Origin of the sequence: uncultured Halopseudomonas sp., from assembly GCF_963977355.1 — a bacterium.
GTDB lineage: Bacteria > Pseudomonadota > Gammaproteobacteria > Pseudomonadales > Pseudomonadaceae > Halopseudomonas.
The window spans coordinates 50,914-77,161 of the sequence record NZ_CAXBOV010000004.1 but is presented as its reverse complement, the minus strand read 5'-3'; the positions used below and the strand labels follow the sequence as shown (position 1 = coordinate 77,161).

General features: G+C 56.2%; 25 protein-coding genes. 8 read left to right on the top strand and 17 right to left on the bottom strand.

The window, feature by feature from the left end:
• Positions 1–81 precede the first annotated feature (81 nt).
• Positions 82–855 (top strand): ferredoxin--NADP reductase, encoded by a 774-nt coding sequence (locus AAC076_RS02965; RefSeq protein ID WP_339842883.1) that lies wholly within the window; start codon positions 82–84, stop codon positions 853–855.
• An 8-nt stretch (positions 856–863) separates the two neighbouring features.
• Here AAC076_RS02965 and AAC076_RS02960 read toward each other — a convergent pair whose 3' ends face one another.
• The 5 genes from AAC076_RS02960 to aroC all read right to left on the bottom strand — a co-directional run bounded on the left by AAC076_RS02960 (position 864) and on the right by aroC (position 4,782).
• Positions 864–1,637 carry an SDR family oxidoreductase gene (locus AAC076_RS02960; protein ID WP_339842882.1) on the bottom strand — a complete coding sequence of 258 codons (774 nt, stop codon included), beginning with the start codon at positions 1,635–1,637 and terminating at the stop codon, positions 864–866.
• Positions 1,638–1,829 (bottom strand): PLDc N-terminal domain-containing protein, encoded by a 192-nt coding sequence (locus AAC076_RS02955; protein WP_339842881.1) that lies wholly within the window; start codon positions 1,827–1,829, stop codon positions 1,638–1,640.
• A 48-nt stretch (positions 1,830–1,877) separates the two neighbouring features.
• Entirely contained in the window at positions 1,878–2,423 is a 546-nt protein-coding gene (locus AAC076_RS02950; RefSeq protein ID WP_339842880.1) for a hypothetical protein, read from the bottom strand.
• Positions 2,424–2,513: 90 nt separating this feature from the next.
• Positions 2,514–3,662 (bottom strand): MFS transporter, encoded by a 1,149-nt coding sequence (locus AAC076_RS02945; protein WP_339842879.1) that lies wholly within the window; start codon positions 3,660–3,662, stop codon positions 2,514–2,516.
• Between the two features lie 28 nt (positions 3,663–3,690).
• Complete coding sequence (aroC, locus tag AAC076_RS02940) at positions 3,691–4,782, bottom strand: chorismate synthase (RefSeq protein ID WP_339842878.1); 1,092 nt, start codon at positions 4,780–4,782, stop codon at positions 3,691–3,693.
• A 114-nt stretch (positions 4,783–4,896) separates the two neighbouring features.
• On the opposite strand from aroC, the gene AAC076_RS02935 reads away from it, so the two are divergent.
• Together AAC076_RS02935 and AAC076_RS02930 are read left to right on the top strand one after the other, a co-directional pair.
• Positions 4,897–5,664 carry a TSUP family transporter gene (locus AAC076_RS02935; protein ID WP_339842877.1) on the top strand — a complete coding sequence of 256 codons (768 nt, stop codon included), beginning with the start codon at positions 4,897–4,899 and terminating at the stop codon, positions 5,662–5,664.
• Between the two features lie 79 nt (positions 5,665–5,743).
• The gene (locus AAC076_RS02930) at positions 5,744–6,535 is read left to right on the top strand and encodes a hypothetical protein (protein WP_339842876.1); all 792 of its coding nucleotides are present in this window, start codon (positions 5,744–5,746) and stop codon (positions 6,533–6,535) included.
• 3 nt (positions 6,536–6,538) lie between these two features.
• On the opposite strand, the gene prmB is transcribed toward AAC076_RS02930, so the two are convergent.
• On the bottom strand, positions 6,539–7,453 hold the full coding sequence (gene prmB / locus AAC076_RS02925; protein WP_339842875.1) for a 50S ribosomal protein L3 N(5)-glutamine methyltransferase: 915 nt from the start codon (positions 7,451–7,453) through the stop codon (positions 6,539–6,541).
• Positions 7,454–7,551: 98 nt separating this feature from the next.
• Between prmB and AAC076_RS02920 the strand changes: the two genes are divergently transcribed.
• Entirely contained in the window at positions 7,552–8,124 is a 573-nt protein-coding gene (locus AAC076_RS02920) for a Smr/MutS family protein (protein ID WP_339842874.1), read from the top strand.
• A gap of 18 nt (positions 8,125–8,142) precedes the next feature.
• On the opposite strand, the gene AAC076_RS02915 is transcribed toward AAC076_RS02920, so the two are convergent.
• From AAC076_RS02915 to AAC076_RS02900, 4 genes are all read right to left on the bottom strand, one after another.
• Entirely contained in the window at positions 8,143–8,904 is a 762-nt protein-coding gene (locus tag AAC076_RS02915; protein WP_339842873.1) for an SDR family oxidoreductase, read from the bottom strand.
• A gap of 120 nt (positions 8,905–9,024) precedes the next feature.
• A complete protein-coding gene (gene mnmH / locus AAC076_RS02910; RefSeq protein WP_339842872.1) occupies positions 9,025–10,128 on the bottom strand; it encodes a tRNA 2-selenouridine(34) synthase MnmH in 1,104 nt (367 codons plus the stop codon).
• The gene (selD, locus tag AAC076_RS02905) at positions 10,128–11,165 is read right to left on the bottom strand and encodes a selenide, water dikinase SelD (protein WP_339842871.1); all 1,038 of its coding nucleotides are present in this window, start codon (positions 11,163–11,165) and stop codon (positions 10,128–10,130) included. The genes mnmH and selD overlap by 1 nt, the downstream gene beginning before the upstream one ends.
• Positions 11,166–11,217: 52 nt before the next feature.
• Positions 11,218–12,240, bottom strand: a complete 1,023-nt coding sequence (locus tag AAC076_RS02900; protein WP_339842870.1) for a patatin-like phospholipase family protein — start codon at positions 12,238–12,240, stop codon at positions 11,218–11,220.
• A gap of 103 nt (positions 12,241–12,343) precedes the next feature.
• Between AAC076_RS02900 and AAC076_RS02895 the strand changes: the two genes are divergently transcribed.
• Complete coding sequence (locus AAC076_RS02895) at positions 12,344–14,803, top strand: penicillin acylase family protein (protein WP_339842869.1); 2,460 nt, start codon at positions 12,344–12,346, stop codon at positions 14,801–14,803.
• A 7-nt stretch (positions 14,804–14,810) separates the two neighbouring features.
• Here AAC076_RS02895 and AAC076_RS02890 read toward each other — a convergent pair whose 3' ends face one another.
• The 7 genes from AAC076_RS02890 to AAC076_RS02860 form a co-directional block, all read right to left on the bottom strand.
• Entirely contained in the window at positions 14,811–15,656 is an 846-nt protein-coding gene (locus tag AAC076_RS02890) for a DUF4892 domain-containing protein (RefSeq protein ID WP_339842867.1), read from the bottom strand.
• Positions 15,657–15,719: 63 nt separating this feature from the next.
• The gene (locus AAC076_RS02885) at positions 15,720–16,583 is read right to left on the bottom strand and encodes an alpha/beta fold hydrolase (RefSeq protein ID WP_339842866.1); all 864 of its coding nucleotides are present in this window, start codon (positions 16,581–16,583) and stop codon (positions 15,720–15,722) included.
• Positions 16,584–16,759: 176 nt separating this feature from the next.
• Positions 16,760–17,179: a hotdog fold thioesterase gene (locus AAC076_RS02880; RefSeq protein WP_339842865.1), complete on the bottom strand. Its 420-nt coding sequence runs from the start codon at positions 17,177–17,179 to the stop codon at positions 16,760–16,762.
• 35 nt (positions 17,180–17,214) lie between these two features.
• Positions 17,215–18,900 (bottom strand): AMP-binding protein, encoded by a 1,686-nt coding sequence (locus tag AAC076_RS02875; RefSeq protein ID WP_339842864.1) that lies wholly within the window; start codon positions 18,898–18,900, stop codon positions 17,215–17,217.
• A 154-nt stretch (positions 18,901–19,054) separates the two neighbouring features.
• Positions 19,055–19,525, bottom strand: a complete 471-nt coding sequence (gene sixA, locus AAC076_RS02870; RefSeq protein ID WP_339842863.1) for a phosphohistidine phosphatase SixA — start codon at positions 19,523–19,525, stop codon at positions 19,055–19,057.
• Positions 19,522–19,857, bottom strand: coding sequence for a DUF4389 domain-containing protein (locus AAC076_RS02865; RefSeq protein ID WP_339842862.1), 336 nt, complete (start codon positions 19,855–19,857; stop codon positions 19,522–19,524). Before AAC076_RS02865 ends, sixA begins: the two co-directional genes overlap by 4 nt.
• A 3-nt stretch (positions 19,858–19,860) precedes the next feature.
• Positions 19,861–20,904 carry an NAD(P)H-dependent glycerol-3-phosphate dehydrogenase gene (locus tag AAC076_RS02860; RefSeq protein ID WP_339842861.1) on the bottom strand — a complete coding sequence of 348 codons (1,044 nt, stop codon included), beginning with the start codon at positions 20,902–20,904 and terminating at the stop codon, positions 19,861–19,863.
• 215 nt (positions 20,905–21,119) lie between these two features.
• On the opposite strand from AAC076_RS02860, the gene AAC076_RS02855 reads away from it, so the two are divergent.
• The 3 genes from AAC076_RS02855 (at position 21,120) to AAC076_RS02845 (ending at position 26,155) form a co-directional block, all read left to right on the top strand.
• Positions 21,120–23,240, top strand: a complete 2,121-nt coding sequence (locus AAC076_RS02855; RefSeq protein WP_339842860.1) for a TonB-dependent receptor — start codon at positions 21,120–21,122, stop codon at positions 23,238–23,240.
• Between the two features lie 96 nt (positions 23,241–23,336).
• A complete protein-coding gene (locus AAC076_RS02850; RefSeq protein WP_339842859.1) occupies positions 23,337–24,227 on the top strand; it encodes a hypothetical protein in 891 nt (296 codons plus the stop codon).
• Positions 24,224–26,155 (top strand): ATP-binding protein, encoded by a 1,932-nt coding sequence (locus AAC076_RS02845; protein ID WP_339842858.1) that lies wholly within the window; start codon positions 24,224–24,226, stop codon positions 26,153–26,155. Before AAC076_RS02850 ends, AAC076_RS02845 begins: the two co-directional genes overlap by 4 nt.
• Positions 26,156–26,248 lie beyond the last annotated feature (93 nt).

Here is a 26,248-nt window from a genome sequence, read left to right as displayed (position 1 = left end):
ACATATAATTATATAAACCGTTTAACCGATAGATTAGCTTGCCAGTACACTGCTCGCAAATCCGCTGACCGAGGAATGGCAATGGCAGGCTTCAACACCGAGCGCGTACTGAGTGTCCATCACTGGACAGACAACCTGTTCAGCTTTCGTACCACCCGCGATCCGGGATTTCGTTTCAAGAATGGGCACTTCATCATGATCGGCTTGGAAGTGGAAGGCCGTCCACTTATGCGTGCTTACAGCATTGCCAGCCCGAACTACGAGGACACCCTCGAGTTTTTCAGCATCAAGGTGCCAGACGGGCCGCTGACTTCCCGCTTGCAAAATATCAACGAGGGAGACCAGATCATCATTAGTCGCAAGCCGACCGGAACCCTGGTACTCGACCACCTGTTGCCCGGGCGCAACCTGTATCTACTGAGCACAGGGACCGGCCTCGCACCCTTTATCAGTATCATTCAGGACCCCGAAACGTACGAGCAATACGACAAGGTCATTTTGACCCATGGGTGCCGCCACGTGCGTGAACTGGCCTATCAGGACATGATTACCAACCAGCTCCCCAACCATGAGTATCTGGGGGAGGAAATACGTGAAAAGTTGATCTACTACCCAACAGTGACCCGCGAGCCCTTCCATACTCAAGGCCGGCTTACGGACCTGATGGAGAGCGGGAAGCTGTTCGAAGACATTGGTTTACCCGCATTCGATCTGGAACAGGATCGCTTCATGCTCTGCGGCAGTCCAAGCATGCTGAAGGATTTTTGCCATACACTGGACAGCCGGGGCTTCAAGGAGGCACGCCATGGTGATCTTGGGCACTATGTGATCGAACGGGCGTTCGTGGAAAAGTAAGACTGTAGCTACTCCACGTAAATCATCTGGCGAGTCATGCCGCCATCGGCGACAAGATTCTGCCCGGTGATGAAGCTAGCTGCAGGGCTGAGCAGAAAGGCCACCAAAGATCCGATATCTCCAGGTTGTCCGACCCGTCCAACTGCATGCTGTTGGTGGTCGACAGAGCGCAGTGGATCATTACGCTGTTGCTCAAGCTCCCGCGTATCAATCCAACCCGGGCTCACGGCATTAACCCGAACCGCTGAGCCCAGGCTGACCGCCAAGGCATGGGTCAGTGCCACCATGCCTCCCTTGGCCGATGCGTAAGCTTCGGTATTGGCCTCAGATTGCAGGGCTCGAGTAGAAGCTATGTTGACGATTGCCCCGCCTGATTCGCGAAGCAATCCAATGGCGTGTTTGGATACCAGAAAGGGACCTGTCAGGTTGGTAGCCAGCAATCGATTCCAGGCTTCAAGGCTTAATTGCTCCACCGGTCCGTTGTCGGGATCTGCGATTCCCGCATTGTTGACCAGGCCGTCTAGTCGGCCAAAATCGTCTTCCAGCTGTTCCAGACAGGCCATTACGCTGGATTCATCTGACACATCCATCGGGATGAATTCGACTCGGCCGCTGGCACCGCAAAGTCTCGCCAGATCCTCCGCCGCAGCCCGGCCGTTTATATCATCGATATCGGCGAGTGCCACCGACCAGCCTGCTTTCAGCAAACTGGCGGCGATCCCTTTGCCGATGCCCCGGGCGGCACCGGTAACCAGTGCTACCGGGCTATCGTCTTCAACCACTCAGGCCGCCCTGCCCCGAGGACCGGCGAAGAACCAGATAATCAAACCGACGACTGGCAGCAGAAGTACCAGCAAGACCCAAAGTACTTTCGCACCATTACCCGAACTGCTTTGCACGATATTGATGATCGCCCAGATATCCAGTATCAGAATGATCAAGCCAAGAATGCCACCGCCAAAATTAACGTCCATATACAACTCCTTGTTGGAAAGATTTCACGCCACTGACCCGCGAGCGGGTCATAGTTCAAGCACCGGGTAGCGACTGGCTATATCGTCGCCTGTCGGACCGGCCGAGAGCGCGCCCTTATAGCGCCCGATCCGTACGATCAGGCAATGCCTGGCCGTCACGGGCACTAACCAGTGAGCCATGCCTTCGGGCAACTCAAGCAAATCACCGCGTCTACAACCCAGTACCAGAAGTCTGCCGTCGTGATGCATACACAGTGTCGCAGCTCCATCAAGAAACAGCCAAAAGCTGTCCCCAGCCAGCATCTGTTCAGTGTGCTGCTGGTCAGCAGCGGCTTCCACGTAACCGGGAGGCCCCTTCAATTCCAGCACCTCGGCAAACTCCTGTGACAGTTCGACACCCATTGTCGCCAGCAGTTCGCCAGATACTTCAATAGCCTGCGTCGCGGTGATCGTGCGGCTATCAGGTATGCTTTCCCCGACGGTTTTCAATGACACACCCGCCGAGGTCAGAATCGGCAGTATGTCCTCTAGATGGGTTAATACCTTGATCGGTACCTGGAGCTGGCTGTCAGCATAGACCGCGAGAATCGACATTACATACTTCCCAGAGTAAGTGGATGCCGGGTCAGTATAGGGTGCCAGCAGGCGAGCATACAGCCTGGATATTCCGGGCAGAGCAACCGCCTACCTGGAAGGCAACGCTCGATAGAGAAGGATGCCGGCTAGCAGTGCAGCCAGACCGGCAATAGCAAATGTCCATTGCGCCCCAAGCGACGCCCAGCTGTAACCTGAGAACAATGCGCCGAGCGCGCCCCCTACGCCCGAAAGCGAGGCGTACAGTGCCTGACCCTGGCCTTGCAGGCGATCACTGAAGCTCTGCTGGATAAAGTGGATGGCCGCCACATGGAAGCTGCCAAATGTGGCTGCGTGTAAGAGCTGTATCAGCAGCAATACCAACAGATTGTCTGCCAGGCTACCGAGCAAGAGCCAGCGCAGGGAAGCCAATAGCAGGCTCACTACAAGCAGATGCTTGAGACTGAACCTCGCCAATAACCGGGTCATGAAAAGGAAAAGGACGATTTCAGCCACCACACCCAGCGCCCAGAGCAGACCGATCAGGCCACGACTATAGCCGAGTGATTCGAGGTGTAACGTCAGGAAGGTGTAATAGGGGCCATGGGACAGCTGCATCAGGCCTACGCAGATGAAAAAGGTGATTACACCCGGTTTGCACAGCAATGTAACGAACCGCTCGACCGGCTCACCTCGAGGCCGCGCGATGGGTGTTGGCGTCGGTGGGACAATCAGACTGCAAAGGAATATCGCAAACATGATCCCGAGCATTACAGCCGGATAGATGTCCAGGGTAAACACATCCAGGAGCAACCCAAGAACCACTACGGTGGCAATGAAACCCACCGAACCCCAGAGCCTGACCATGCTGTAACGTGCCGACTGAGGTCCAAGGTGGCTCAGTGTGATCGCTTCGAATTGCGGGAGCACCGCATGCCAGAAGAAACTGTGCGCGGCCATGATCAGCGCTAGCCAGAGATAATCCTGCCGATAGAAGATGCCGGTGAATGCCATGGCCGTAAAGAGCGCGCCGAGACGAACGATTGTCAGTCGGCGACCGCTCACGTCGCCTAGCCAGCCCCACAGGTTGGGCGCCACGCAGCGCATCAACATGGGTATCGCAATGAGCTCGCCAATGCGGGCAGGACTGAAACCCAAATGATCGAAATACAGCGCCAGAAACGGCGCAACTCCACCCAGTAACGCAAAATAGGCGAAGTAGAACCCGGACAGCCGCCAGTAGGGGAGCGCCAAACTCACGGTGAGCAATTCGATCCGGAATGCATGTTTACAGTTGACCGAGAACCGGCGTGCCTACCTTCACATCCGCGTTCTGGCCGCGATGACGTAACAGATGGTCGAGCAGCACAATAGCCATCATCGCCTCCGCGATGGGCGTGGCGCGGATGCCTACACAGGGATCATGTCGGCCCTTGGTAATGATCTCTACGGCATTGCCATCCACGTCAATCGAGCGACCTGGCGTCGTGATACTGGAGGTCGGCTTCAACGCCAGATGGGCAACAATGGGCTGACCTGAAGATATACCGCCAAGTACGCCCCCGGCATGGTTGCTAGTGAATCCTTCAGGGGTCAGTTCATCACGGTGCTCTGTACCCAGCTGCGCCACAGAGGCGAATCCGGCCCCTATTTCAACGCCCTTGACTGCATTGATGCTCATCAGGGCATAGGCCAGCTCAGCATCCAGACGATCAAATACCGGCTCGCCAAGCCCAGGCGGCACTCCTTCAGCTACAACCGTGATTCGCGCACCCACCGAGTTCTGATCCCGGCGCAACTGATCCATGTAGGCCTCCAGCTCAGGAACCTTGGCTGGGTCGGCACTGAAAAAGGCGTTATCGTGGACCGCTTCCCAACTTTTAAACGGTATCTCGATCGGCCCAAGCTGGCTCATATAGCCACGCACCGTAATGCCTTGGCTGGCCAGGTATTTACGGGCAATTGCGCCTGCCGCGACGCGCATCGCGGTCTCCCGCGCCGAGGACCGTCCGCCGCCACGGTAGTCGCGTACGCCGTATTTGTGATGGTAGGTGTAGTCAGCATGGGCTGGACGAAACAGATCCTTGATTGCTGAGTAATCCTTGGACTTCTGATCGGTATTACGAATCAGCAGGCCAATCGGGCAGCCGGTGGTACGACCCTCAAACACTCCGGTCAGAATCTCGACTTCATCGGGCTCCTGACGTTGGGTAGTGTGCCGGCTGGTACCCGGCTTGCGGCGGTCCAGATCGTGTTGCAAGTCAGCAACGCTCAATTCAAGTCCGGGCGGGCAACCGTCAACGATGGCAACCAGTGCCGGCCCATGACTTTCGCCAGCCGTGGTGACGGTAAACAAGGTGCCAATGGTATTCCCGGACATGCGCGCAACCTGAAGTCTGATAATGGAGGCCGAGCAGTATAACGCCGGGCCGGCGCAGGTGACAGCCCGACCGAGGCCCGCTAGGCTATGTTTTTGTTCTGATTGCAGGTCATCATGCAGGCCCTGATAGAAGCCCTCCTCCCTGCGGACCTGTCCGGTCTGTCTGCCATCATATTGATCGTTGCCGCCGCTACAACATCTGCCATTACCGCCGCAGTGGGCATTGGCGGTGGGGTTCTGTTACTCGGGTTGATGGCCGTTGTTCTGCCACCTGCGGCGATTATTCCTGTGCACGGAGTTGTGCAGCTGGGGTCCAATGCGGGCCGGGCACTGATGACCTTCCGTTACATCGACATAAGAATTATCGGCTGGTTTGCGCCGGGGGTCGTCTTGGGAGCCTGGCTTGGCAGCCAATTTCTGGTCGGCCTGCCCCTGCCCCTGATCCAGCTGTGCATCGCCGGCTTCATACTTCTGCTCTGCTGGGGACCCCCGATCCCCAGAGTAGCGACGGGCGCAGCAGGTACCCTTCTTGCCGCCGTGCTGACCAGTTTTGTAAGTCTGTTTGTAGGCGCCACAGGACCGCTGGTGGCCGCATTCATCAAGCAGCAGCAGGAACAACCTCTACCTACGGTCGCTACCTTCGCTGCTGCGATGACCCTGCAGCATGCGCCAAAAGCGATCGTGTATGGCGCAGCGGGATTTGTTTTCAGCGAATGGCTTGCACTGATTGCGGCAATGATAGCCGCAGGCGCACTGGGTACCTGGGCTGGCCTGCACCTGTTGAAACGGCGCACCGACCAGCGGTTCGCCCTGATATTCAACCTGGTGTTGACGCTACTGGCGGCTCGCCTTATCTGGCAAGCATTGGCCAACTTGCTGTGATGGAAAAAGAGTCTTGCAGAATTGGTATAGACAGCCGATAACCTCGAGAGTGAGAAACCAGTCCAGGCAGCCAGAAACGATGAGCGATACCCGAACCAGCGCTAAGGATAAACAGGAAAAGACTGACCTGCCGGCCAAGCCCGCCCGTGATCCCTTTGCGCGTATGCGTGTTGCCGATCTCTACTGGATACAGCTCAAACCAGTATTCAAGAACAGAAAAATGACCCAGCCGGAACGCCTGGCTCGGGTAACCGTCTTTCACGACCAGGCCGCCCACCTGGAGGTTTTACGACTACAGATTCAACTCGAGGGTGAGCCGCTTGCAGAGGGAGCCAACCATATGGAGGTGCTGGTTGACCACAGGAACCAGCGTGTGCGTTTCGCACCGGTTAGCGGCCTGCGTATGCAGCCAGCCCAGCGTGGGATGGGCGGATTCCTGCTGGCTCAGTTGATCCAGTGGTGCCAGCATCGTTATGGCGAATACGCTGTTGCCCCAATACAGCTGCAGGATGCCAGCACAGCCGGCGAGGAAGTCATGCAGGTTCGGGGGAAATTGCTGTCCAGGGCAGGCTTTGAGGTTTCCGAACCCGAAGACCCCACCGCCGTTGGGCATGCCAGAGCTGCAAAGGTTGAAGAATTGATCAGCCAATGGAACAGCGAACGCATCGGGATGGTGCACGTGGCCGAGCTGCTGGGACAGTTGCGCGAACAGGAGGCTCTCAACCTCAAGCAAACCGCACAAACAGCCCAGTTGCAGCGCACCATCGACCTGTACAAGAGCAACGACACCGGGCAGCGATTTGCGATCGGATGTCTTATTGCTTTTGCGGTCTTTCAGGCTCTGATGCTGTTGTGGATAGTCCTCACCTGACCCTCAGGTAACGCTTGCCACAAACAACGGCTGATGCTGCCTGCACTGCGCTGCGCTGAGTACGAATACGCCATGACCGCCATGGGTGAAGTTCACCCATTCAAAATCAACCGCTGGCCATTGCGCCACCACATGCACCATGCTGTTGCCCACTTCCACTACCAGAACGCCATTCTCAGTAAGGTGATCGGCGGCCTGGGCCAGCATACGTCGCACCAGATCCAGACCATCCGTTCCGGCACTCAAGCCCATCTCCGGCTCATGCAGATACTCATCGGGCAGATCTGCCATATCCTCGGCATCCACATAGGGCGGATTGCTGACAATCAGATCAAATCGCTCACCCGGCATTCCCTCGAAGCCATCCGACCACCGCGCCTCTACCCGCTCCTGCAGACCATGAGCTTCTATATTGCTCTCGGCAACGGCAAGGGCATCAGCCGACAAGTCAGCCAAGACCACCTCAGCGTCCTCGAATGTGTGTGCGCAAGCTATACCAATACAGCCACTACCCGTGCACAGATCCAGAATACGCACTGGATCTCGCTCCAGCCAGGGCTCGAATCGATTGGCAATCAGTTCGGCAATAGGTGAGCGTGGCACCAGAACGCGTTCGTCGACGAAAAAATCATAGCCGGCAAAGCGGGCATGGCCAGTCAGATAGGAGGCAGGTATACGCTGATCTATCCGCCGATTGAGCAGTGCGACGATGATGTGACGTTCAGCTTCGGTAACATGACAATCGAGATAGCTTTCAGGCGTTTCCCAGGGCAGATAAAGAGCGTGAAGCACCAGCAGTCGGGCCTCATCCCAGGCATTATCAGACCCATGCCCAAAAAACAGCCCCTGCTCATGAAAGCGGCTTACTCCGAGTCGCACATAATCACGGATGGTCGTTAGTGCGGTTAGTTCGTGCATGGCTTTGATTCCTGATTGCCTGTCAGACCCGCATTCTACCCTCCATGAGCCCGGAAACTACTGATACACTTCAATTTTTGCCAAGTGATCGATTGACGATGAGCAAAGACCATACAGATCCGGACGACCTCGACCTTTTTCGTCAGGCGATCAAGGGTGCCCGGCCGATCAAAGTCGACCAGGCCGACACCGGCAAACCAAAGGCTGACAGAGCGCGCATCAAAGCGGCCAGGCAACTGGCGGTTCAGCCGACCAACCGCCTCAAAGTAGATGGTCTGTCGGATCAGTTTGTCATTGATGTATTACCCGAGGAGGAGCTTTCCTGGGCTGCCAACGGCGTGCAGGAGAGTCAGTTACGCAAGCTGAAAGGCGGCCTGATACCCTTCGAGGGGTCTATCGATCTACATGGCATGACAGTGGAAAAGGCCCGGGAGTTGCTCTGGGAGTTCCTTGCAGAAGCAAACCGAATGGAGATCCGCTGCGTGCGGGTGACCCACGGCAAGGCGCAACGCAAGGACGGCCGCAATCCGATACTCAAGAGCCACGTGAACACCTGGCTCAGGCAGCACAGCAAGGTACTCGGCTTTACTTCCTGTACCCCGCGCCACGGCGGCACCGGATCGGTTTATGTGCTGTTGAAACGCACCATGCTCGAGGGCCGGGACGAATAGACCCTCGAGCATGAATGGTCAGATACAGGTAGATCCGCCGTCAACCGGGAGCGCGATGCCGGTGGTAAAGGCGGCACCTTCCGAACACAGATAGAGTACTGCTGCCGCAATTTCTTCGGCCTTGCCGATTCTGCCCACCGGATGCATCGCAGCGGCGACCTCGGCCTTGCGAGGCTCCAGCGCAGCGGCGCGGCGGAACATATCGGTATCGATTACCGCAGGACACACCGCATTGACCCTGACACCCTTCTTGCCATATTCAACGGCAGCAGAGCGAGTCAGACCCAGAACCGCATGCTTGCTGGCACTGTAGATACTCATTTTGGGCGCGGCGCCCAAGCCGGCGACTGAAGCGGTATTGACGATAGAGCCTCCGCCATTGGCCAGCATTAGCGGTATTTCATGCTTCATGCACTGCCAGACGCCCTTGACGTTGACATCCATGATGCTGTCGAACACGGCCTCGCTTCCATCAGCCAGCTTGTCCTGCTCGATCTCTATACCAGCATTGTTGAACGCGCAGTTCAATTGCCCGTAGTGGCTGATAACAGCCTCCATCAACGCCTTGACCTCATCAGCATTGACCACATTGCAGCGCACAAAAACAGCCTCACCGCCTGCTGCCCTGATGCCCTCAACGACGGACTGGCCACTCTTTTCATCGATATCCGACACCACCACACGGGCGCCCTGGGCGGCGAAAGCCTCGGCTGTCGCCTGACCAATACCTGCCGCGCCGCCGGTGACCAGCGCCACTTTGCCGCTGAATGTTTTACTCATGTGTACCAACTCCTGACAGTTTCAATCAGATCTGATGATATCAGCCCAAACGTCATACTTAGACCAGATCAGCCCTGATGTTCACACTTCATACGCTTTACCTATGTACGCATAGCAGATTCAAGCGCGGGTCCGCTCCGCCAGGTACTCAACTACCGCCGACTGATCGCCGCTGAATACCACCCGTTCATCCTTGCCACTGCGCTGGTAGGCGTACATCGGATCGTAATAATCCGTCAGAAGACAGGCTATCCACTCCCGATGAGCGTCAACGCCACCCGAGCGTTTTTGTTCTGCCAATGCGTTTTCCATTATTGCCAGTAAAGCCTGCTGTTTCTCACCCCCCAGACGTTTGCGTATGCGCAATAGACCACCCAGGAGATGCTCGGCAAAGCTCTCGAATGCCTGCTGCGGATCATCCGGATGCAGCGCGGCAAACTCGGCGTGCATATCCACCACATAGTCCCCCAGGATACGCGCCACGCGATTATCAAAGCTATCTTCCAGCCAAATCAGCGGCGACTGCTGCATCAATCGAAAGAGTTCCAGGGGAACTGTACAGCTACCCACCATACGTCCTTCGTCTTCCAGCACTAGCTGGCTCGCTCCCTGGTCGATTACGCGCAGCGCCTCTATGGCCAGTGTATTTTCAAAATCAATCTGATTTGGCTGGGGGGTAGCATGACGGCCGAAGCTGGATCCTCGATGATGGGCATGACCCTCCAGGTCCAGACTGCTTTTCAAGGCCGATATCACCTCCGTTTTACCCGTGCCTGTAAGGCCGGCGACGATATTCAGTGGTAACGTCTGGACAGAGTGTTCAAGACTGTCGATGAGGAATCGACGCATGGCTTTATAGCCGCCGACAATACGGGGATAAGCTATGCCCGCCTCAGCCAGCCACTGCTGGACCAGCTGGGAACGCAGACCTCCCCGAAAGCAATAGAGATACCCATCGGGATTTGCCGCGGCAAAGGCGGCCCAGGCTTCGACCCGCTGATCCTTGATCGAACCATGCACCAACTTGTGTCCAAGTGCTATGGCCGCTTCCTGACCCGAGTTCTTGTAACAGGTGCCCACCTGTTGGCGCTCATCATCCGTCATGAGCGGCAGGTTGAGCACACCGGGGAATGCCCCCTTGTTGAATTCGACCGGCGCTCTTACATCCATCATGGGCGTGGATTGCAGAAAAATCCGGCGGAAATCATCAGTATTCTCGCGCATCAGATAACCTCGACCCAGGCCCCACCATCGGCCTCGACACACTCACCAATGGGCTGCAGATCAAATCCTTCTGCTTGAGCCAAAGCCTGAAATTCAGCGTCTGCGTTCGGCTCCACCGCTACCAACAAGCCGCCACTGGTCTGCGGATCACAGAGCAGATTGCGCCAGGCTTCAGGCATGGGCGCGATCTTGTGGCCGTAACTGTCAAAATTACGCCCCGACCCACCGGGCACGCATCCCTGCTCCAGATAATAGGCAACACTGGCCAGACGGGGAACACGGCTCTCCTCGATTCGCGCCTTGACGCCAGATCCCTCGGCCATTTCTGCCAGATGGCCAAGCAGCCCGAACCCGGTCACGTCAGTCATTGCCAATACGCCGGGGAGCGTTGCAAAGCGGGCGCCCACGCTGTTGAGCTGGCACATCAGATCCCGCGCAACACCCGCATCTTCGGGGCGCAACTTTTTCTGCTTCTCGGCGGTGGTAAGAATGCCAATCCCCAGTGGCTTGGTCAGATAGAGACGCGCGCCCGAGCGGGCCTGATCGTTACGCTTGAGGTGGCTTCGCATAACCTGACCCGTTACCGCCAGTCCGAAGATGGGCTCAGGGGCATCAATGGAGTGTCCACCAGCGAGCGGCATACCAGCCTCGGTGCATACCGAACGCGCGCCAGCAATCACCTGTCCCGCGACAGATGCAGGCAGCACATTGACCGGCCAACCCAGAATCGCAATAGCCATCAAGGGTGACCCACCCATCGCATAGATATCGCTAATCGCGTTGGTGGCGGCTATGCGGCCGAAGTCAAAGGGGTCATCGACTATCGGCATGAAGAAATCCGTGGTGCTGACAATGCCCTGCTCACTGTCGATACCGAATACCGCGGCATCGTCGCGACTGTCATTACCCACCCATAATTGCGGAAAAACGGGACCGGCGTCGCCAACGGCCAGGATTTCATCCAGCACTTTTGGCGAAATCTTGCAGCCACATCCGGCACCATGGCTGTACTCGGTCAAGCGCACTGTCTCGTTCATCCTGCTCTCCAGCATTGGGCGTAAAGCGCGAATTTTAGCACGCCCATGACACTCAGGGTTTACCACTCTCGAAGCGATCCAGCGTATCGCTAGCCACTATCCGACCTAGCTCGATCAGCTCCGGCGCTCGCTGGAACTCGAAGAAGCGGCACAGACGCTTGGGCACATCGATGACTACATCCGGCGGATACCCGGCAATCTTGTATTGGGTCAGGGACGCCTGCATTGCCTCAAAGGAAAGGTTTATCAGTTCCAGAAGGCTTGCCGGTCCGGCAGGTACTTCGGGGGTAAGGTGCGCGGGGGCTGGTTTTCCCTGGGCAGCGCCGGGACCGCCCTGATCTGGCTCATCGACGAGCACTTCCTCCTCTGGCCCGTCAACATAATCGAGCTCGTCACCCAAGTCCTTGCCCTCAATACCGTCGCGGCGCATACGCCAGTTGCGCATGCTCAGTGTTTCCATCCATTGGTCCCACTGCTGACGCATTGGCGCCGGACGCTCGATCACCGGGAGGGTGTAACCGTTGATGCGTGTACCGTTGAGGTTCACTGCAATAATCAGATCGCAATGGGAAGACACCACAGGGACGATCGGCAACGGATTGAGGAGACCTCCATCGACCAGCACTCGATCACCCTGACGTACCGGCGAAAACAGGCTGGGAATAGCCGCAGAGGCTCGCATGGCCTGATGCAGGCAGCCCTGCTGAAACCACACCTCCTGCTGATTGGTCAGATCAGTGGCGACGGCTGTGAAATCAATAGCCAGATCCTCAATGCGCTGCTCCCCAACGATCTCCCGGATCTTGCCAAATACCCGCTCACCACGTATCGCACCCATGTTGCCAAATCCGATATCAAGCAGTCTCAGCACATCCAGATAATCAAGGCCAGATACCCACTCACGGTACTCCTGGAGCTTGCCAGCAGCATACATACCGCCGACCACAGCGCCCATGGAGCAACCGGCGATGCACTCGATCACATAACCCCGACGCTCTATTTCTTCGATCACGCCTATGTGCGCGTAGCCGCGGGCACCGCCGCTGCCCAATACCAATGCCACTTTTTGCGTCATGGGTTGCTCTGCCCCCCTGTCTGTATGATTGTCGATGGAGATTGACGGCGAAAGCCGGTCTGCGCATGATGCCCGGAAGTCCCTCCGGCGCATAAGGTACTCCGTGCTATCACCCCGTGTATTTCGCTACCTGAAAATAATTCTGGTCGTACTGCTGCTCCTTGCGTTGATCGGTACTCTGATCGGCTGGTCGCTGCACAGAGCAGAACCCAAACGCGAAGGGCAACTTGAGCTCTCGGGGCTGCGTGGCCCGGTCTCAGTGTTCTACGATGCCTGGGGTGTACCGCATATTGACGCACAGAACGATGTCGATGCCTACCGCACACTGGGATACGTACATGCGCAGGAACGCTTGTTTCAGATGGACATGTTACGTCGTATTGGGGCTGGCAGACTGTCCGAAGTTTTCGGCGCCGACTCTCTGGAGACTGATCGATTCTTCCGTTCGCTAGGCATCAACCGCTTCGCGCGACGCTATGCCGCATATCTTCAGACCCAGGCTGATCAACCCCATGTACAGTTGATCAATGCCTACCAGGATGGCATCAACCAGTATATAGACCAGGGCGGACAGCCGCTGGAGTACAGCATACTGCTGACCCGCCCCGACTATTTCTCCACCGAAGACATCGCGCACATCATGGGCTACATGGCCTATTCCTTTGCTGAGGCTTTCAAGACCGATGCCCTTATCGACCAGGTACGCGGCAAGCTCGGCAGACGACATATGCAGGATCTGGTTCCTGGTTGGCCGGAGAGCATTCCACCCAGAAGCGCTCCAGCAGAGGCAACAGCAAGCAGCTACGACGGCCAATGGGCGGACGAACTGCTGAGCCGCGTGACCAGCGTGGAACGCCAATTGCCCGCAGGACAGTTTCTGGGCAGCAACGCCTGGGCAGTCAATGGCAGCCGCAGTCATAGTGGTGCGCCCATGCTCGCCAACGATCCACACATTGGTTTTGCGGCCCCCGCGGTGTGGTTTGAGGCCCATATCCGGACTCCGGAGCATGAGGTGTATGGTCATTTTCTCGGCGGCTTCCCCTTTCCCCTGCTCGGTCAGACTCGCCACCACGCCTGGGGCCTGACTATGCTGATGAACGATGAAATCGACTTCTATCGCGAGCGGGTTAACCCGGAGAACCTCAACCAGGTATGGGAAGCTGAAAAGGGTTGGAGGGATCTGTCGATTCACGAGGAAGTGATCAAGGTACGCGGCCAGGAAGACCGCCTGGTGCGACTGCGTAGCTCCCGTCATGGACCGATCATCAACGACCCACTGGGCCAGTCGGCCGAGGACCTGGAAAACGACAAGCAGCCCGTCAGCCTTTTCTGGACCTTTCTCGACCCTGCCAACGATTCTGCTAAGGCGTTCTACGGGTTGTCCCGCGCCAGCAGTATGGATGAGTTTGAACAGGCGGCCTCCCTGCATACCTCCCCTGGCCTCAATCTGATTTATGCTGACATTGAAGACAACATTGCCATGTGGGCAATCGGACTGATCAAGCGCTGGCCGAACAGCAACAATGGCTTCAGTCTGCTCAACGGCAGCACCAGCGATGACGCTTTTCGCGGGTACCAGCCATTTGCAGCCAATCCGCGAATGGTGAACCCTGCCAAAGGCCATGTGTTCAGCGCTAATAATCCTTACCCGCAAAGCAACCCAAGTCGGCTCCTGCCGGGCTATTACGCCCCTTCAGAACGAGCGGAACGACTCGGGGAATTATTGAATAACAACGACACGTTCGATCTATCACAATTCAAGGCAATGCAGCTGGACACCCACCGCGCTCAGGCCCTTGCTGTGCTCAGGGATGCCCTGCCGCTATTCAATGATCAGTTGCTCAGTGCCGATCTGCGGGCGCCCGCCGCCAGGGCCGCGGCCACTCTCGCCGAATGGGATGGCAGTTTCGATCGTGACGAAGTGGGTGCCGCTGTGTATCAGCGCTGGCAGGATCATTTGCTGGAAGCCCTGTTTGCTGACGAACTTCAAGAAAACTTTGCCATTTTTCGCAATACGCTTATGGCCGAGAAAAGCTTGTTCAGTCTGTATTGGAAGCCCGCCTCACCCTGGTGGGACAATCGTCAGCAACCCATCATGGATGGACGCCAGGCCGCTATCGAGCAAGCCTGGATAAAGACGATTGAATCCCTTTCGCAGGATCTCGGAATCGAGACGCAGAACTGGACCTGGGGCAGGCTTGCCGTTCTGCAACACAAGCATCCATTGAGTGAACGCTTGCCCTTGGCGGGTTTTCTGGACAGCGAAGCCACACCGGTCGATGGTGGGCAAGAGAGCCTCAACAGCATGTCATTTGACGTCGGGGAAAAGAATTATCAAATCAAGGCAGGGCCTTCAACGCGGCGACTGATCGACCTGGCGGACATCAACGGCGCATTGAGCATTCTGCCAATGGGACAGTCAGGAGCCCCGCTGGACCCCCATTATGATGACCAGGCAGCGCTTTATAACGAGGGACGGTATCGTGGCCAGCTATTTGACTGGCTTGCCATCGAGGCGTTGCCCGATCATCTTTTGCTGGTGCCGGGCAAGGCCCGTCGCTGAACCATCGTCAGATCTTGTCGAGAACAATACCGGTGTCGGGATAAGGCTGGCCTATCTCCAGTCGTGAAGCCCTGATGTCCAGATCAATAAGACGCTGCATCACCGCCGGAGCCTGCTGACCGCTGATTGCCACTCGCACACGCGTGTCGGAACGGAGCATCCGATTAACCAGATTGAGCCAGGTTTCAGGATCTTCCACGTCAGGCTTGTCCATGGCTCGATCGAGCTGCAGACCGGGTAAAGCCAAACGATCGTTAGCGTGGAGCACCTTGAGCATGGTCGCGGGGGTCGGGTAAAGGGGCTCCAGAACAGCCTCATCCGGCGTAAATTGATCTACATGCACGTAAGCCCGCTGGTTACCGCGGGTAATGGCGTACACGCTCACGAACCGTTGCGGGTCCTCATCCAACCTTACCGAAAGATAAGCCTGATTCTCCTGCGGCCCATATAGTCTGGAATTATCGAGTACTTCATTGGCCCATAGGCTGCTGGCACCGCATTCTCTGCCCTCACAGTAATAAAGCATGCTGTGCGGTCGAGCCAACAACTGGTCCCTGACATGCTCGAAACCCTCAGTGCTTGAATGTACTCGGGGAATTTCGAAGGTCACTCTGATCAGCTCGCCTGTTGCCCGCACTTCCCTCTCGGCTCGCAGACGATTATTGACCTTGCGCACCAGACCTATAATCACCGCGTGCTCGGTCTGGGGCACCGTTTCGGACTGAGTAACCTGAGCGCCTGGAAATGGCACAATGTTGAACCGGTCTGGAACCGATTCAGCCACGGCCAGCGGAGCAAGAAGTAGCGACCCCAGGCAAAATTTGGTGTGCCGGTAAACTGCTGAGAGAGACATCGATACTCCTGAATGTGGTTTTCATTCCAGCCTATCGCGATGCCCCACGTACGGCACCGTTAATCACGCCAGTTTGGCAAAAAAACTGTCAAATATCGTTGCTACTGCCTCGGCCTGCTCTTCGAGGTGTAGATGATGACCACCATCGATGTCGTGGCGTGTGATGTGCGCAAAACGATCAATACGCTCTAGAACCTGAGGATGCTTGTGCATCACACCCTGATTGGCCAGTACCAGGCAAACTGGAGACTGGATAGCTTCAATAAACGCCGCAGCATGTTCGCTGGTCAAACGCATCGGTGAGGGTAGCATCAATTGCGGATCGGTTCGCCAGGTCCAGCCTCCATGTTCAGGCATCAGCCCCCTTTCAACCAGCAGGGCCGCAGCATCATGGCTTAACGCTGTGTTACCACCCCGGGCACGCGCATCAACGGCTTTGGCCACACTGTCATAGACAGGCTTGCGCTTATCAGCCAGGGCGAGGCTGGCATCGAAAAAACGGGCCATTTGCTTGGGCGCTTCTTCGGCTTCCGAGGTAAAAGGTAGCAGGCCGTCAATGAGACAGGCACCCATGATTCGATCAGGCAGGCTGCCTGCGAGAATCCCACTGATGATTGCCCCCATGGAATGACCAAGCAAGGCAAAGCGCTTCCAGCCGAGGCTTTCCGCCACCTGAAGCACCGTTGCGGCCTGCTGCCAGAGACTGTAACCCGCAGCTGGCATATGGCCTGAGAGCCCATGGCCGGGCAAATCGAGCGCGACCAAATGAATACCCGGTAAATGGGGTGCGAGGCGATCAAAGGTTGCAGCGTTGTCCAACCAACCATGCAACCCGATCACGGGCAGACCATCTGCGTCTCCCCATACCTTGGCCGCCACTTCGAGCGATGGCAGGGAAAAACGCACTTCATGACTGTTTGCTTGCATTGAAGACTATCCTGTTCGGCATGCCGGAGGCTGGACTGGCGAGGGACCCTTGAGTCTGAGCACTCCCAGTTGAAGAGCGCAATCTAAGTGGAGTCTTTAGCCAGAACAAGTAACGGTGTTCAGCATGAATAGTCGGCTATAACCCGCCACCCGCTTCCGGTCTTTGTCGGCAAGCACTACTTGAGGGGTACAACGGCCATGGTCAGTCGTGAAATACAGGTCGCCTCCCCCGCTTCGTTATGCAGCCGGATGTCCCACACATGGGTGGTACGCCCCAGATGAATCGGTCTAGCAACCGCCGTCACCCTGCCATTGCGAACGGCCTTGAGATGGTTGGCATTCACCTCCAGACCCACGCAGTAAAACTTGTCCTTGTCGATACACAGGTATGACGCGGTGCTACCGAGGGTCTCGGCCAATACAACCGACGCACCGCCATGCAGAATCCCGTAGGGTTGATGTGTGCGGTGATCCACCGGCATGCTGGCACTGATCCAGTCATCACCAAAGTCTTCGAAGCGGATATCCAGAAGCGTGTTGATGCTCTGCCCACCGTGCAACTGATCAAATTCGACTTTCTGCTTCCAGATACTCACCAAACTAACCTCCTTTTTTGCGTGGCGCTCAAGTATCAATCCTCTGCCTGCCACACCACCGACTTACCGCTCACAGACCAGACCTCAAAGCGGTCCTGATAGGTCGCTTCAACCACGTTGCGCTTGATCTTGAGGGTTGGTGTCATCGAGCCATTCTCGACGGTCCACGGGTCCCTCACTATGACCAGACAACTCATTTGTTCATGGCGTGCCAGACCCGCATTTACCTGTTCAAGCAATGCAGCGAGGCCATCTGCAACCTGCCCAGGGTTTTCACGCGCCTCCTGGGTACCCGCTTCGGAAAGTTGCACCAACGCCAACGGCTGGGGCAGGTTATTGCCCACAACGCACACCTGCTCCACCCGGCTATGGGCAGACAGGAGATTCTCGATCGGCGCAGGAGCCACATATTTACCCTTTGATGTCTTGAAAATATCCTTGATCCTGCCGGTAAGACGCAAATAGCCTTCGTTGTCTATTTCACCGATATCGCCTGTTCTCAGGAAACCATCGGGCGTGATGGTTTCAGCGGTTTTATCCGTTTCCTTGTAATAACCCTGCATGGTGCCGTTGCTGCGCACCAGTAATTCTCCTTCCTCGGAGAGGCGACACTCGACGCCCGGATTAGGCAGGCCGATCCAGCCTTTCTTGTAGCGTTTGGGGCGACCCAAGTGAGAATAACCGCAGTTCTCGGTCATGCCGTAGACTTCAGCAATACTCAATCCCAGACTCTGATACCAGGCCATAGTGCTGTCTGCCACGGGCGCCGCGCCGCACACCGCGTAACGTATCTGATCAAGCCCTAGCCCCTCCAGAACCTTGCGCCCCACAACCCGGCCAACAACAGGAATCTTGAGCAAGGTGTCCAGCAATCGAGGGGATATCTTGCTGATAACACCAAGATGGAACTTGACCCAGATACGCGGCACACCGAAAAAGACCGTTGGCCTGGCCCGCTGCATATCACTCAGAAAGGTGTCGAGGGTATCGGCGAAGAAGATCGTTTCGCCGGCCAGTAGGGAGGCGATCTCGACAAACTGTCGTTCGGCCACATGGCATAGGGGAAGGTAGGAAAGCAGACGGTCTTCATCGCTGATGTTGAATAGCCGCAGACAGTTATTGGCCGAGAAGTACATGTTCTGAAAGCTCAGCATTACCCCTTTGGGCATGCCGGTGGTGCCTGATGTATAGATGATCGTCGCCAGCTGTTCGGGCTCCGGGGAGGGCGAACCCGGCATCGGATCACGACTGTCGAGTACCGATTGCCAGGTTAAGAGGTTCGAATCATCCGGTGCCAGTGGCAGTCCTACCATTGGCAAACTTTGCGGCACTCCCCCCCGCATTGCGTCCCATTCATCAAGCTTGCCGACAAACACGGCGCGGGCCTCGGAATGCTCCAGGATCTGTCGTACGGATTCGGCAGTCAGGTTGGGGTACAAAGGAACGGAAACGTGGCCTGCCATCCAGATCGCCAGATCAGTCACGATCCAGTGGGCGCAATTTTTGGATATCAAGGCGATGTGGCTTTGCGGAGGGAGCTTGAGGCTTTCAAGGTAACCGGCAACTCGACGAGCCTGGGTTCCTACTTCGCCCCAGCTATAGTGCTCAACCTGACCGTCGGGCAACGGTTGAACCAGGTAGGTCTTCTCCGGATGCAATCGTTCGCGTCGGTAGAACGCCGCCAACGCGGTAGCGTCAGACGATTTGACCTGATCTTCCATTACAACACCTCGGTCTGTCTTGTTTTTCTTATGGATAAGACTGCGAGTTGAAATAAACCTATCCCGTAACCACTATCCCACGCTGTTCAGGTCCTGCCAAGACGAAACAGGACGGGATTGATACAGTGAAACTGCCAGTGTGGAGACTCGAGATTCAGGCGGGAAGCTCTCCGGGACTTGTCAGCATCAATAGTTGCCCGATACCGGCAGCTGGAAAATCAGTTTCGATACAGGCCAACCCTGCCGTCGGCATCGGGTAGTGTCCCCCCTTGTGGCCATCGACGAGCAAGCTGATAAATTGACTCACCAAGGGCTGATGACTTACTAGAAGCAGATGACGTTCAGTGCGCTCGGCTAGAAAATCCAGCGCTTGGCGCGGGTCGTCATCGGGTGTCAACCAGGCAGCAGTGGAGACTGCGCGAGGATAGGAAATAGCGCGGCAAACCTGGTCAGCTGTCTGCTGCGCACGCAAGTAGGGGCTCGCCAGAATAGTATCCAGCGGCTCCCCTGCTAGAAGCTGCGCGACTTTAACTGCCTCTTCACGACCGTGCTGAGTCAATGCGCGCAAGGGATCGCTTGCTGCCATGGGCTCGGCCTGCCCATGACGCAGAATCCAGATTTTCATTTGTTTTCGGGATCGACTGGATCTGACTCACCCAGAGGAGCTGCCGGTACCCACTGGGCCTCTGGATCCGGCCACTCCATGAATGGCCAGGGTTTCTGGTCGGAAGCAAAGGTAACGAATCGCCCTATTTGCCAGGCATATTGAGAGAGGCTGTTACCGAAACCGGTGAGGCGTGGGTCGGGCTCACCGCTGAACAATTTGAATACCAGTTGCAGTATTGTTACCGCCACCAGCAACAACTCGGCAATCTGCCAGGCCAACGCCAGAAGTAGCGTATAGATCAACCTCAACCAATAGTCCGGTGATGTGATCGTGCGTTTGAAAGCGTCCATCTCTTATTCCTTTTCCAACGGTGTACAGGACATGAATGCGGAAAATTCCACATCATCCTTTTGTTCAGCGCTCATCAAACGGCCAATCACCGCATCCAGGGGCTGATTCTCGAACAATATGGCATGTAAACCAGCGACCAGAGGCATGTAGACCTGCTCTTCATCCGATTTCTGTTTTAGCACCTTCAGGGTATTTACGCCCTCGGCAACCTGCCCCAACTGAGCCACACTCTGGTCGAGCGTTCGGCCCTGCCCCAAGGCATAACCAACCTGATAATTGCGCGAAAGGGGCGACATGCAGGTCACGATAAGATCACCAACACCAGCAAGGCCGAGGAAGGTCATCGGACTGGCCCCCATATGAACCGCAAATCGACTCATTTCCGCCAGGGAACGGGTGATCAGCATGCTCTTGGTGTTTTCGCCCATGCCCAGGGCTGCAGCCATGCCCGAGATAATCGCATATACGTTTTTCAGGGCTCCGCCCAGCTCGACTCCGTATTTATCCTGGCTCGCATACACGCGTAGGCGCTTGCTTCCCAGTACATCCTGAACTCTGCTGCACAGTGCCTGGTCTTCACTGGCTACCACTGTTGCAGTCAATTCGCCTGCGGCTATTTCCTTGGCGAGGTTGGGTCCGGACAATACTGCAACCCGAGCATCCGGTGCTTCCTGCTCGGCAATCTCACTCATCATCAGAAAACCCGGCTGCTCAATACCCTTGGTGGTACTGATCACATCCTTGCCAGCCAATTGCGCCCCGATGTCGTGTAGAACCGAACGAAAGGCACTACTGGGGATAGCCAGAAAAACCATATCGGAAGCTGCCACCGCGGCGCCCATATCGGTGGTTACCTGCAGGCGAGGATCGAGCTTGAAGCCCGGCATATATCGCTTGTTCTCATGCTCGAGGGTAATCTGCTCAGCCACTTTTTCGTCACGCAGCCACAGAGTAACCGACACGCCCTGAGCAGCCATGAGTCCGGCCAGAGTGGTTCCGAAACTTCCTCCGCCCAATACACATACGGAAATTTTCTTGTCAGTCATGCCAATTCCTTCAGCTGAGGTTTGTGGCCAGTATAATTCACATCGCGGCACAGGCGGCCTTAGACAGCAAAATCCGACGAAGTTCTCTGGTAAATGCGGTCATGGCAGGTAATATGGCCGCACACGACTACGTTGGTTGCATAATAATGGCATCTTATTCGACAAGACGACTCTTACCCTTGCTCGGCGCGGTTCTCAGTGTGCCGGCACTTGCCATGGATGACATCGTTTTGCAGCCGCTCGAGCTGCCCTCCGTTCTCAGTGCAACCCGCTTGAAGCAGTCCCCCGCGGAAATTCCCGGCAGCATGACGGTTATCGACCGGGAACTGATCCGTGCCAGCGGCGCACGTGACATTCCCGAAATTCTGCGCCTGGTACCGGGCATGATGGTCGGTTATCTACTTGGCCACAGCAGCAATGTGAATTACCACGGCACCAATACCACCGAAGCGCGCCGTATGCAGGTTCTGGTCGATGGTCGCTCGGTCTATCGGCCGGGATTGGCGACAGTGGACTGGACCGACATTCCACTTGCGATTGAAGATATTGAGCGCATTGAGGTATTCCGTGGACCCAATACCGCTGCCTATGGTGCCAACGCGCTGATGGGCGTGATCAATATCATTTCAACGCCACCTGAATTGCGCCAGGGCACACAGGTGAAGATCACACAGGGTAACCGCGGCGTTAACGACCTGTATGCCAGCCACGGCTTCAGCATGGAGAGCAGCGTTGCGCGGTTGAGCCTGTTCGCCAAGGAGGACACAGGTTTTGATTTCGATGATGACGGTGAAGATTTTCGCGACAGCAGGCGGCTGAATGCCTTCAATCTGCTGGGGGAGACCACCCTGAGCACGACGCAGAGCCTTCAATGGCAGCTGGGTGCGAAGGAAGGCAGTAACCAGCTGGAAAATGATTACACGGTGATGGCCGAACCCTCCGACCAATCCTTCCAGTTTGACCGCGCCATGGCTGAGCATCAGGTAAATTCTGACTCCACAGCAAGGGACTACTTTGCCCAGGTGCACTGGAAGAACGACCTATCTCCCACCAACCGCCTGGAAGTGAAAGCCTACGCACAACATATGGAGCGCCTGGCCCAGTGGCGCGCCTGTGACTCACCCATCGTATTTTCACCCTTGCTGCGAGAGCTGGCCGAGCTGGGCAACGTATACCCGCGCCGCCTCAATTACATCCTGCGTAACCGCGGTGGCTACTGGGGTGATCAAGCCTTCTACAGCGATTATCTGGTTCGCTACGATGGTCTGCCGGCTGACAAGCTTCCCCTGGTGGATGCCCTGGTTGCCGAGCATCAGGCCGCTCGAGATGGCCAACCAGCCTGCTGGGATCTGAACGAGAATCTACGCGAGACCCGCTATGAAGTGGAAGTTCAGAATACGCTGCAACTGACCAACTCGCTGCGCACAGTATTTGGTGGGAGCCTGCGCTATGACGAAGCCAGCTCCGACACGTTTTTTGATGGCCGGGTCGAGAATCAGATTGGTCAATTATTCGCCAACTTTGAATATCGCCCCCATGACCGATGGCTGCTGCATGCCGGAGCCATGGCCGAGGAAGACAGGCTGAGCGGCTTCTCTTTTTCACCAAGACTGGCAGCACATTATTTTCTGCGCCCTACCCACAGCTTGCGTGCAGTCTATTCCGAAGCAGTTCGTTCGCCTGACATGTACGAAAACAACGCCAACTGGACGTATACCGCGAACAATCTGAGCGGGCCCGTTTCCGGTAGTGACAAGTACTATGCTCTCGCTCGCGGTCCAGGAGATCTGGAGCAAGAACGCATGCGCTCCCACGAACTGGGATACAACGGATATTTTTCAAATCTTGCCCTCTCGGTAGACATAAAAGCTTTCTACGACGAGATCAGCAACATGATCAGTCAACCGCTGCAAATTGTTAATTTTGTGCCCAACAACGATAGCTTCAGTCGCTTTCAGGGTGCCGAGACGCAGCTTGACTGGAAAATGAGCCGGCGTGACAGGCTGCGTGTTACCTATGCTTATATCGACTTTGTCGCCACAAACAGACTTGATCAACGGCTGACCGCGCGCAACAGCGGTTCGGCAGCATGGCTACGCGTCTGGCCCGCCGGGTTCGAAAGCAGCTTGATCTACTATGGTGCCGACATGCTCAACGAGCGCCGATTCGAGCGGCTCGACGGCCGAGTAGCCAAGCGCTTCAACGCTGGCTCTACCAATAACCTAGAACTGGCATTGACCTGGCAGTATCGACTTGATGACGAAGGCCTTACCTGGCCCGAAAATCTATACGAAAACCGTAGCCATTATTACGTTAGTGCTGAGCTTAATTTCTGAAACGGCCTCGCCTACAGGCAGTGTTAACGAATGACAGATAGGGACAAGGAATGTCGCCATGATCAACGCGCGTCCGTCTGTTTCGGAGCGTTGGCAATGAGAACCTGCCGCCATATGGTGTTGTTATGGCTGTGGCTCTTTGCCATGTACTCCCGTGCTGACACGCTTCTGGTCGTCATGCCAGCCAGCACGGCCCTGACTTCAGAGTTTGTCAGTGAGCTGGTGCGCGAACGCACGGGAGATCAGGTTCTCGTGCATAACCTCGACTCCAACTCATCCAGCCCGGCGGTCAAGGCCGATTACATCGTCACCATGGGGGTTGCGAGCCTGGAGTGGCAGTTGGCAAGAGGGGAATCCACACCCACCCTGGCGACCTACATCAGCAGGAGCGGTCTTGAGGAAGCAACGTTGCAAAGCTTGCCAGCCAACGTCAGCGTAGTCCTGGCCAACCCCAAACCCGAACGTCAACTGCGCCTGGCCAGAATGCTCATACCGCGATTGCGCACCGCTGCCCTACTCCACAGTCCCAACAAAGCGGAACAGATCAATCGCTGGGAAAGCGCAGCCGGGGCCAATGACGTAAAGCTCAACATGGCCGAGCTGACCAGCCCTGAAAATCTTGCTCGCACGCTGGTCAGTGCGCTTGATCGAAGTGACGTACTTATGGGTCTGGATGATCAGAGTATCTACAACGCCGACAATCTGAAAACCATTCTGCTGACCAGCTATACACGTAACCGGGTGTTGATTGGTCCGAGCGCTCCCTTTATCGCAGCGGGCAGCCTAAGCACCACTTTCAGCTCGCCGGCAGACATGGCGCGCAGCGTTGATTATCTGATTGAGCATTCTGCCAGGCCATCAAGCCTTGAATACCCTCGCTTTTTTTCCGTTCTCAGTAACCAGCAGGTCGCTCGCTCCATGGGCTTTGCGCCACCGAATGATGCCGAGCTGGCCGCAGAACTTGCCCGAATGGAGAACGTCCGATGAGCCTCTGGCAGAGCGGCAGCATTCATAATCGTTTGATAGGTATCGCGCTCTTCCCTGCCGTGCTACTGGCGCTGGTCGTATTTACCTATTTTCTCGCCGAACGGCTGGACGACGTAGACCGGCAACTGAGCGAGACGGGCGAACTGATTGCCGAACAACTTGCGCCAACCGCCGAATATGGCGTTATCAGTGGCAACATAAGCACTCTGGAAAGCCTTATTAGCGGCGTTCTGGACACCCCCCATGTGCTCAGTGTGGAGGTATTCGACGATAACGGAAACCGGCTAGTGGCTCTGCCGCCAACGCTGGATGAGACAAAAGATCAATCGATACGCTATTTTTCCGCTGCCATCCGCCGCCAGCAAATCCAGCTTGAGAATGATCTGTTTCTCCTGGAAAACACTCCTCGGACCAGCGACAGCTTCCGTTATCTGGGCCAGGTTCGTGTGGGTTTGAGCGAGAAGGCCTTCAGCAGCAGACAGCACGAAATCCTGCTTCGTGCGCTCATCCTGGCGGCACTGGTCATGATTGCCGCACTTTTCCTTGCATTGCGCCTGGCCAAGGCCCTATCCGAGCCGCTCGCCCGAATGAGCACGGCAGTACAACGCCTCAAGGAAGGCAACCTTCAGGTAAGGCTTGAAGAAGGCGATCAACACGAAATCGGCAGGCTGATGCATAACATCAATACCCTTGCCAGCACACTGGAGCGATCTGCCAGCGAGCAAAGTAGGACCATGGCCGAGATGACCGCTGCCAGGGAGGAGGCCGAGACCGCTAACAATGCGAAATCCGAATTCCTCGCCATGATGAGTCATGAGCTACGGACACCCATGAATGGTGTCCTGGGTATGCTTCAGCTACTTGAAACCACCAGGCTCAATAGTGAGCAAAGCGAGTACGTACAGATCGCCGGCGAGTCCACCGATCATCTGTTAAGAGTTATCAATGACATACTCGACTTCTCGCGCATAGAACATGACGCATTGGAGCTGGAACAGATTCCCTTCGACCTGTCAGACCTTATTAACCATTCAGCTGCCATATTCGAACACACCGCTGCCCAGCAGGGGCTGCGCCTGACAGTACAATGCGATGGTGAGCCGTCACGCCCAAGAGTGGTCGGCGATCCAACACGTATTCGCCAGATTCTGGTCAACTTGATCGGTAACGCGCTGAAGTTCACCGAACAGGGCAGCATTGAAGTAACCAGCAGCTGGCAACACCTGTCTGCCGACAATCTATGGCTCGAGTGCACCGTCAGCGACACGGGCATCGGAATTCCACCGCAAACCCTGGAAAGCATGTTCGATGCTTTTCGGCAGGCCGACAACAGCACCTCCAGGCGTTTTGGTGGAACCGGGCTGGGATTGTCCATCGCTCGAACCTTTGCTGAAAAAATGGGCGGCAAACTGACTGCAAGTAGCGTCGAGGGTGAGGGCTCCTGCTTTACGCTGGGCATCCCCCTGCCTCTTGCCGAGCCAGAGCTTCAGGCACCACCGATCAATTACAAGCCGCGTAAAGTCATACACAGCCCACGCCCCTTGTTGCTGGTCGAGGATAACCCGGTAAACCAGATGGTAATTGAGGGCATGCTTCGCACTCTTAACCATAGCGTTGTCACCGTGGAAAACGGTCAGCAGGCGCTGGATATGCTCAACCAGAGAGACCGGGACTTTTCAATCATCCTGATGGACCTTCACTTGCCCGACATTGGTGGCATCAGCGTTTACAAAAGTTACCTGACCACCTGTGAAACCCGCGGTAGCAAACCTCTGGCCTGTATTGCGCTCACAGCCAGTGCTTTTGAGGATGATCGTCAGCACTGTATAGCTGCAGGTATGCAGGACTTCCTCAGCAAGCCCATCTCGCGACAGGCCCTGCAGCGCAGCCTGGACACATGGCTGAGCGTCGATCAGAACAACTATTGATGTCCCTGATCGACTGACATTTCGTGCCTGTCAAAGCGCCCGTAGAGAAGCGATACTAGCCGGCTACTTATTTATAGCCATGCCTGAAGGCAT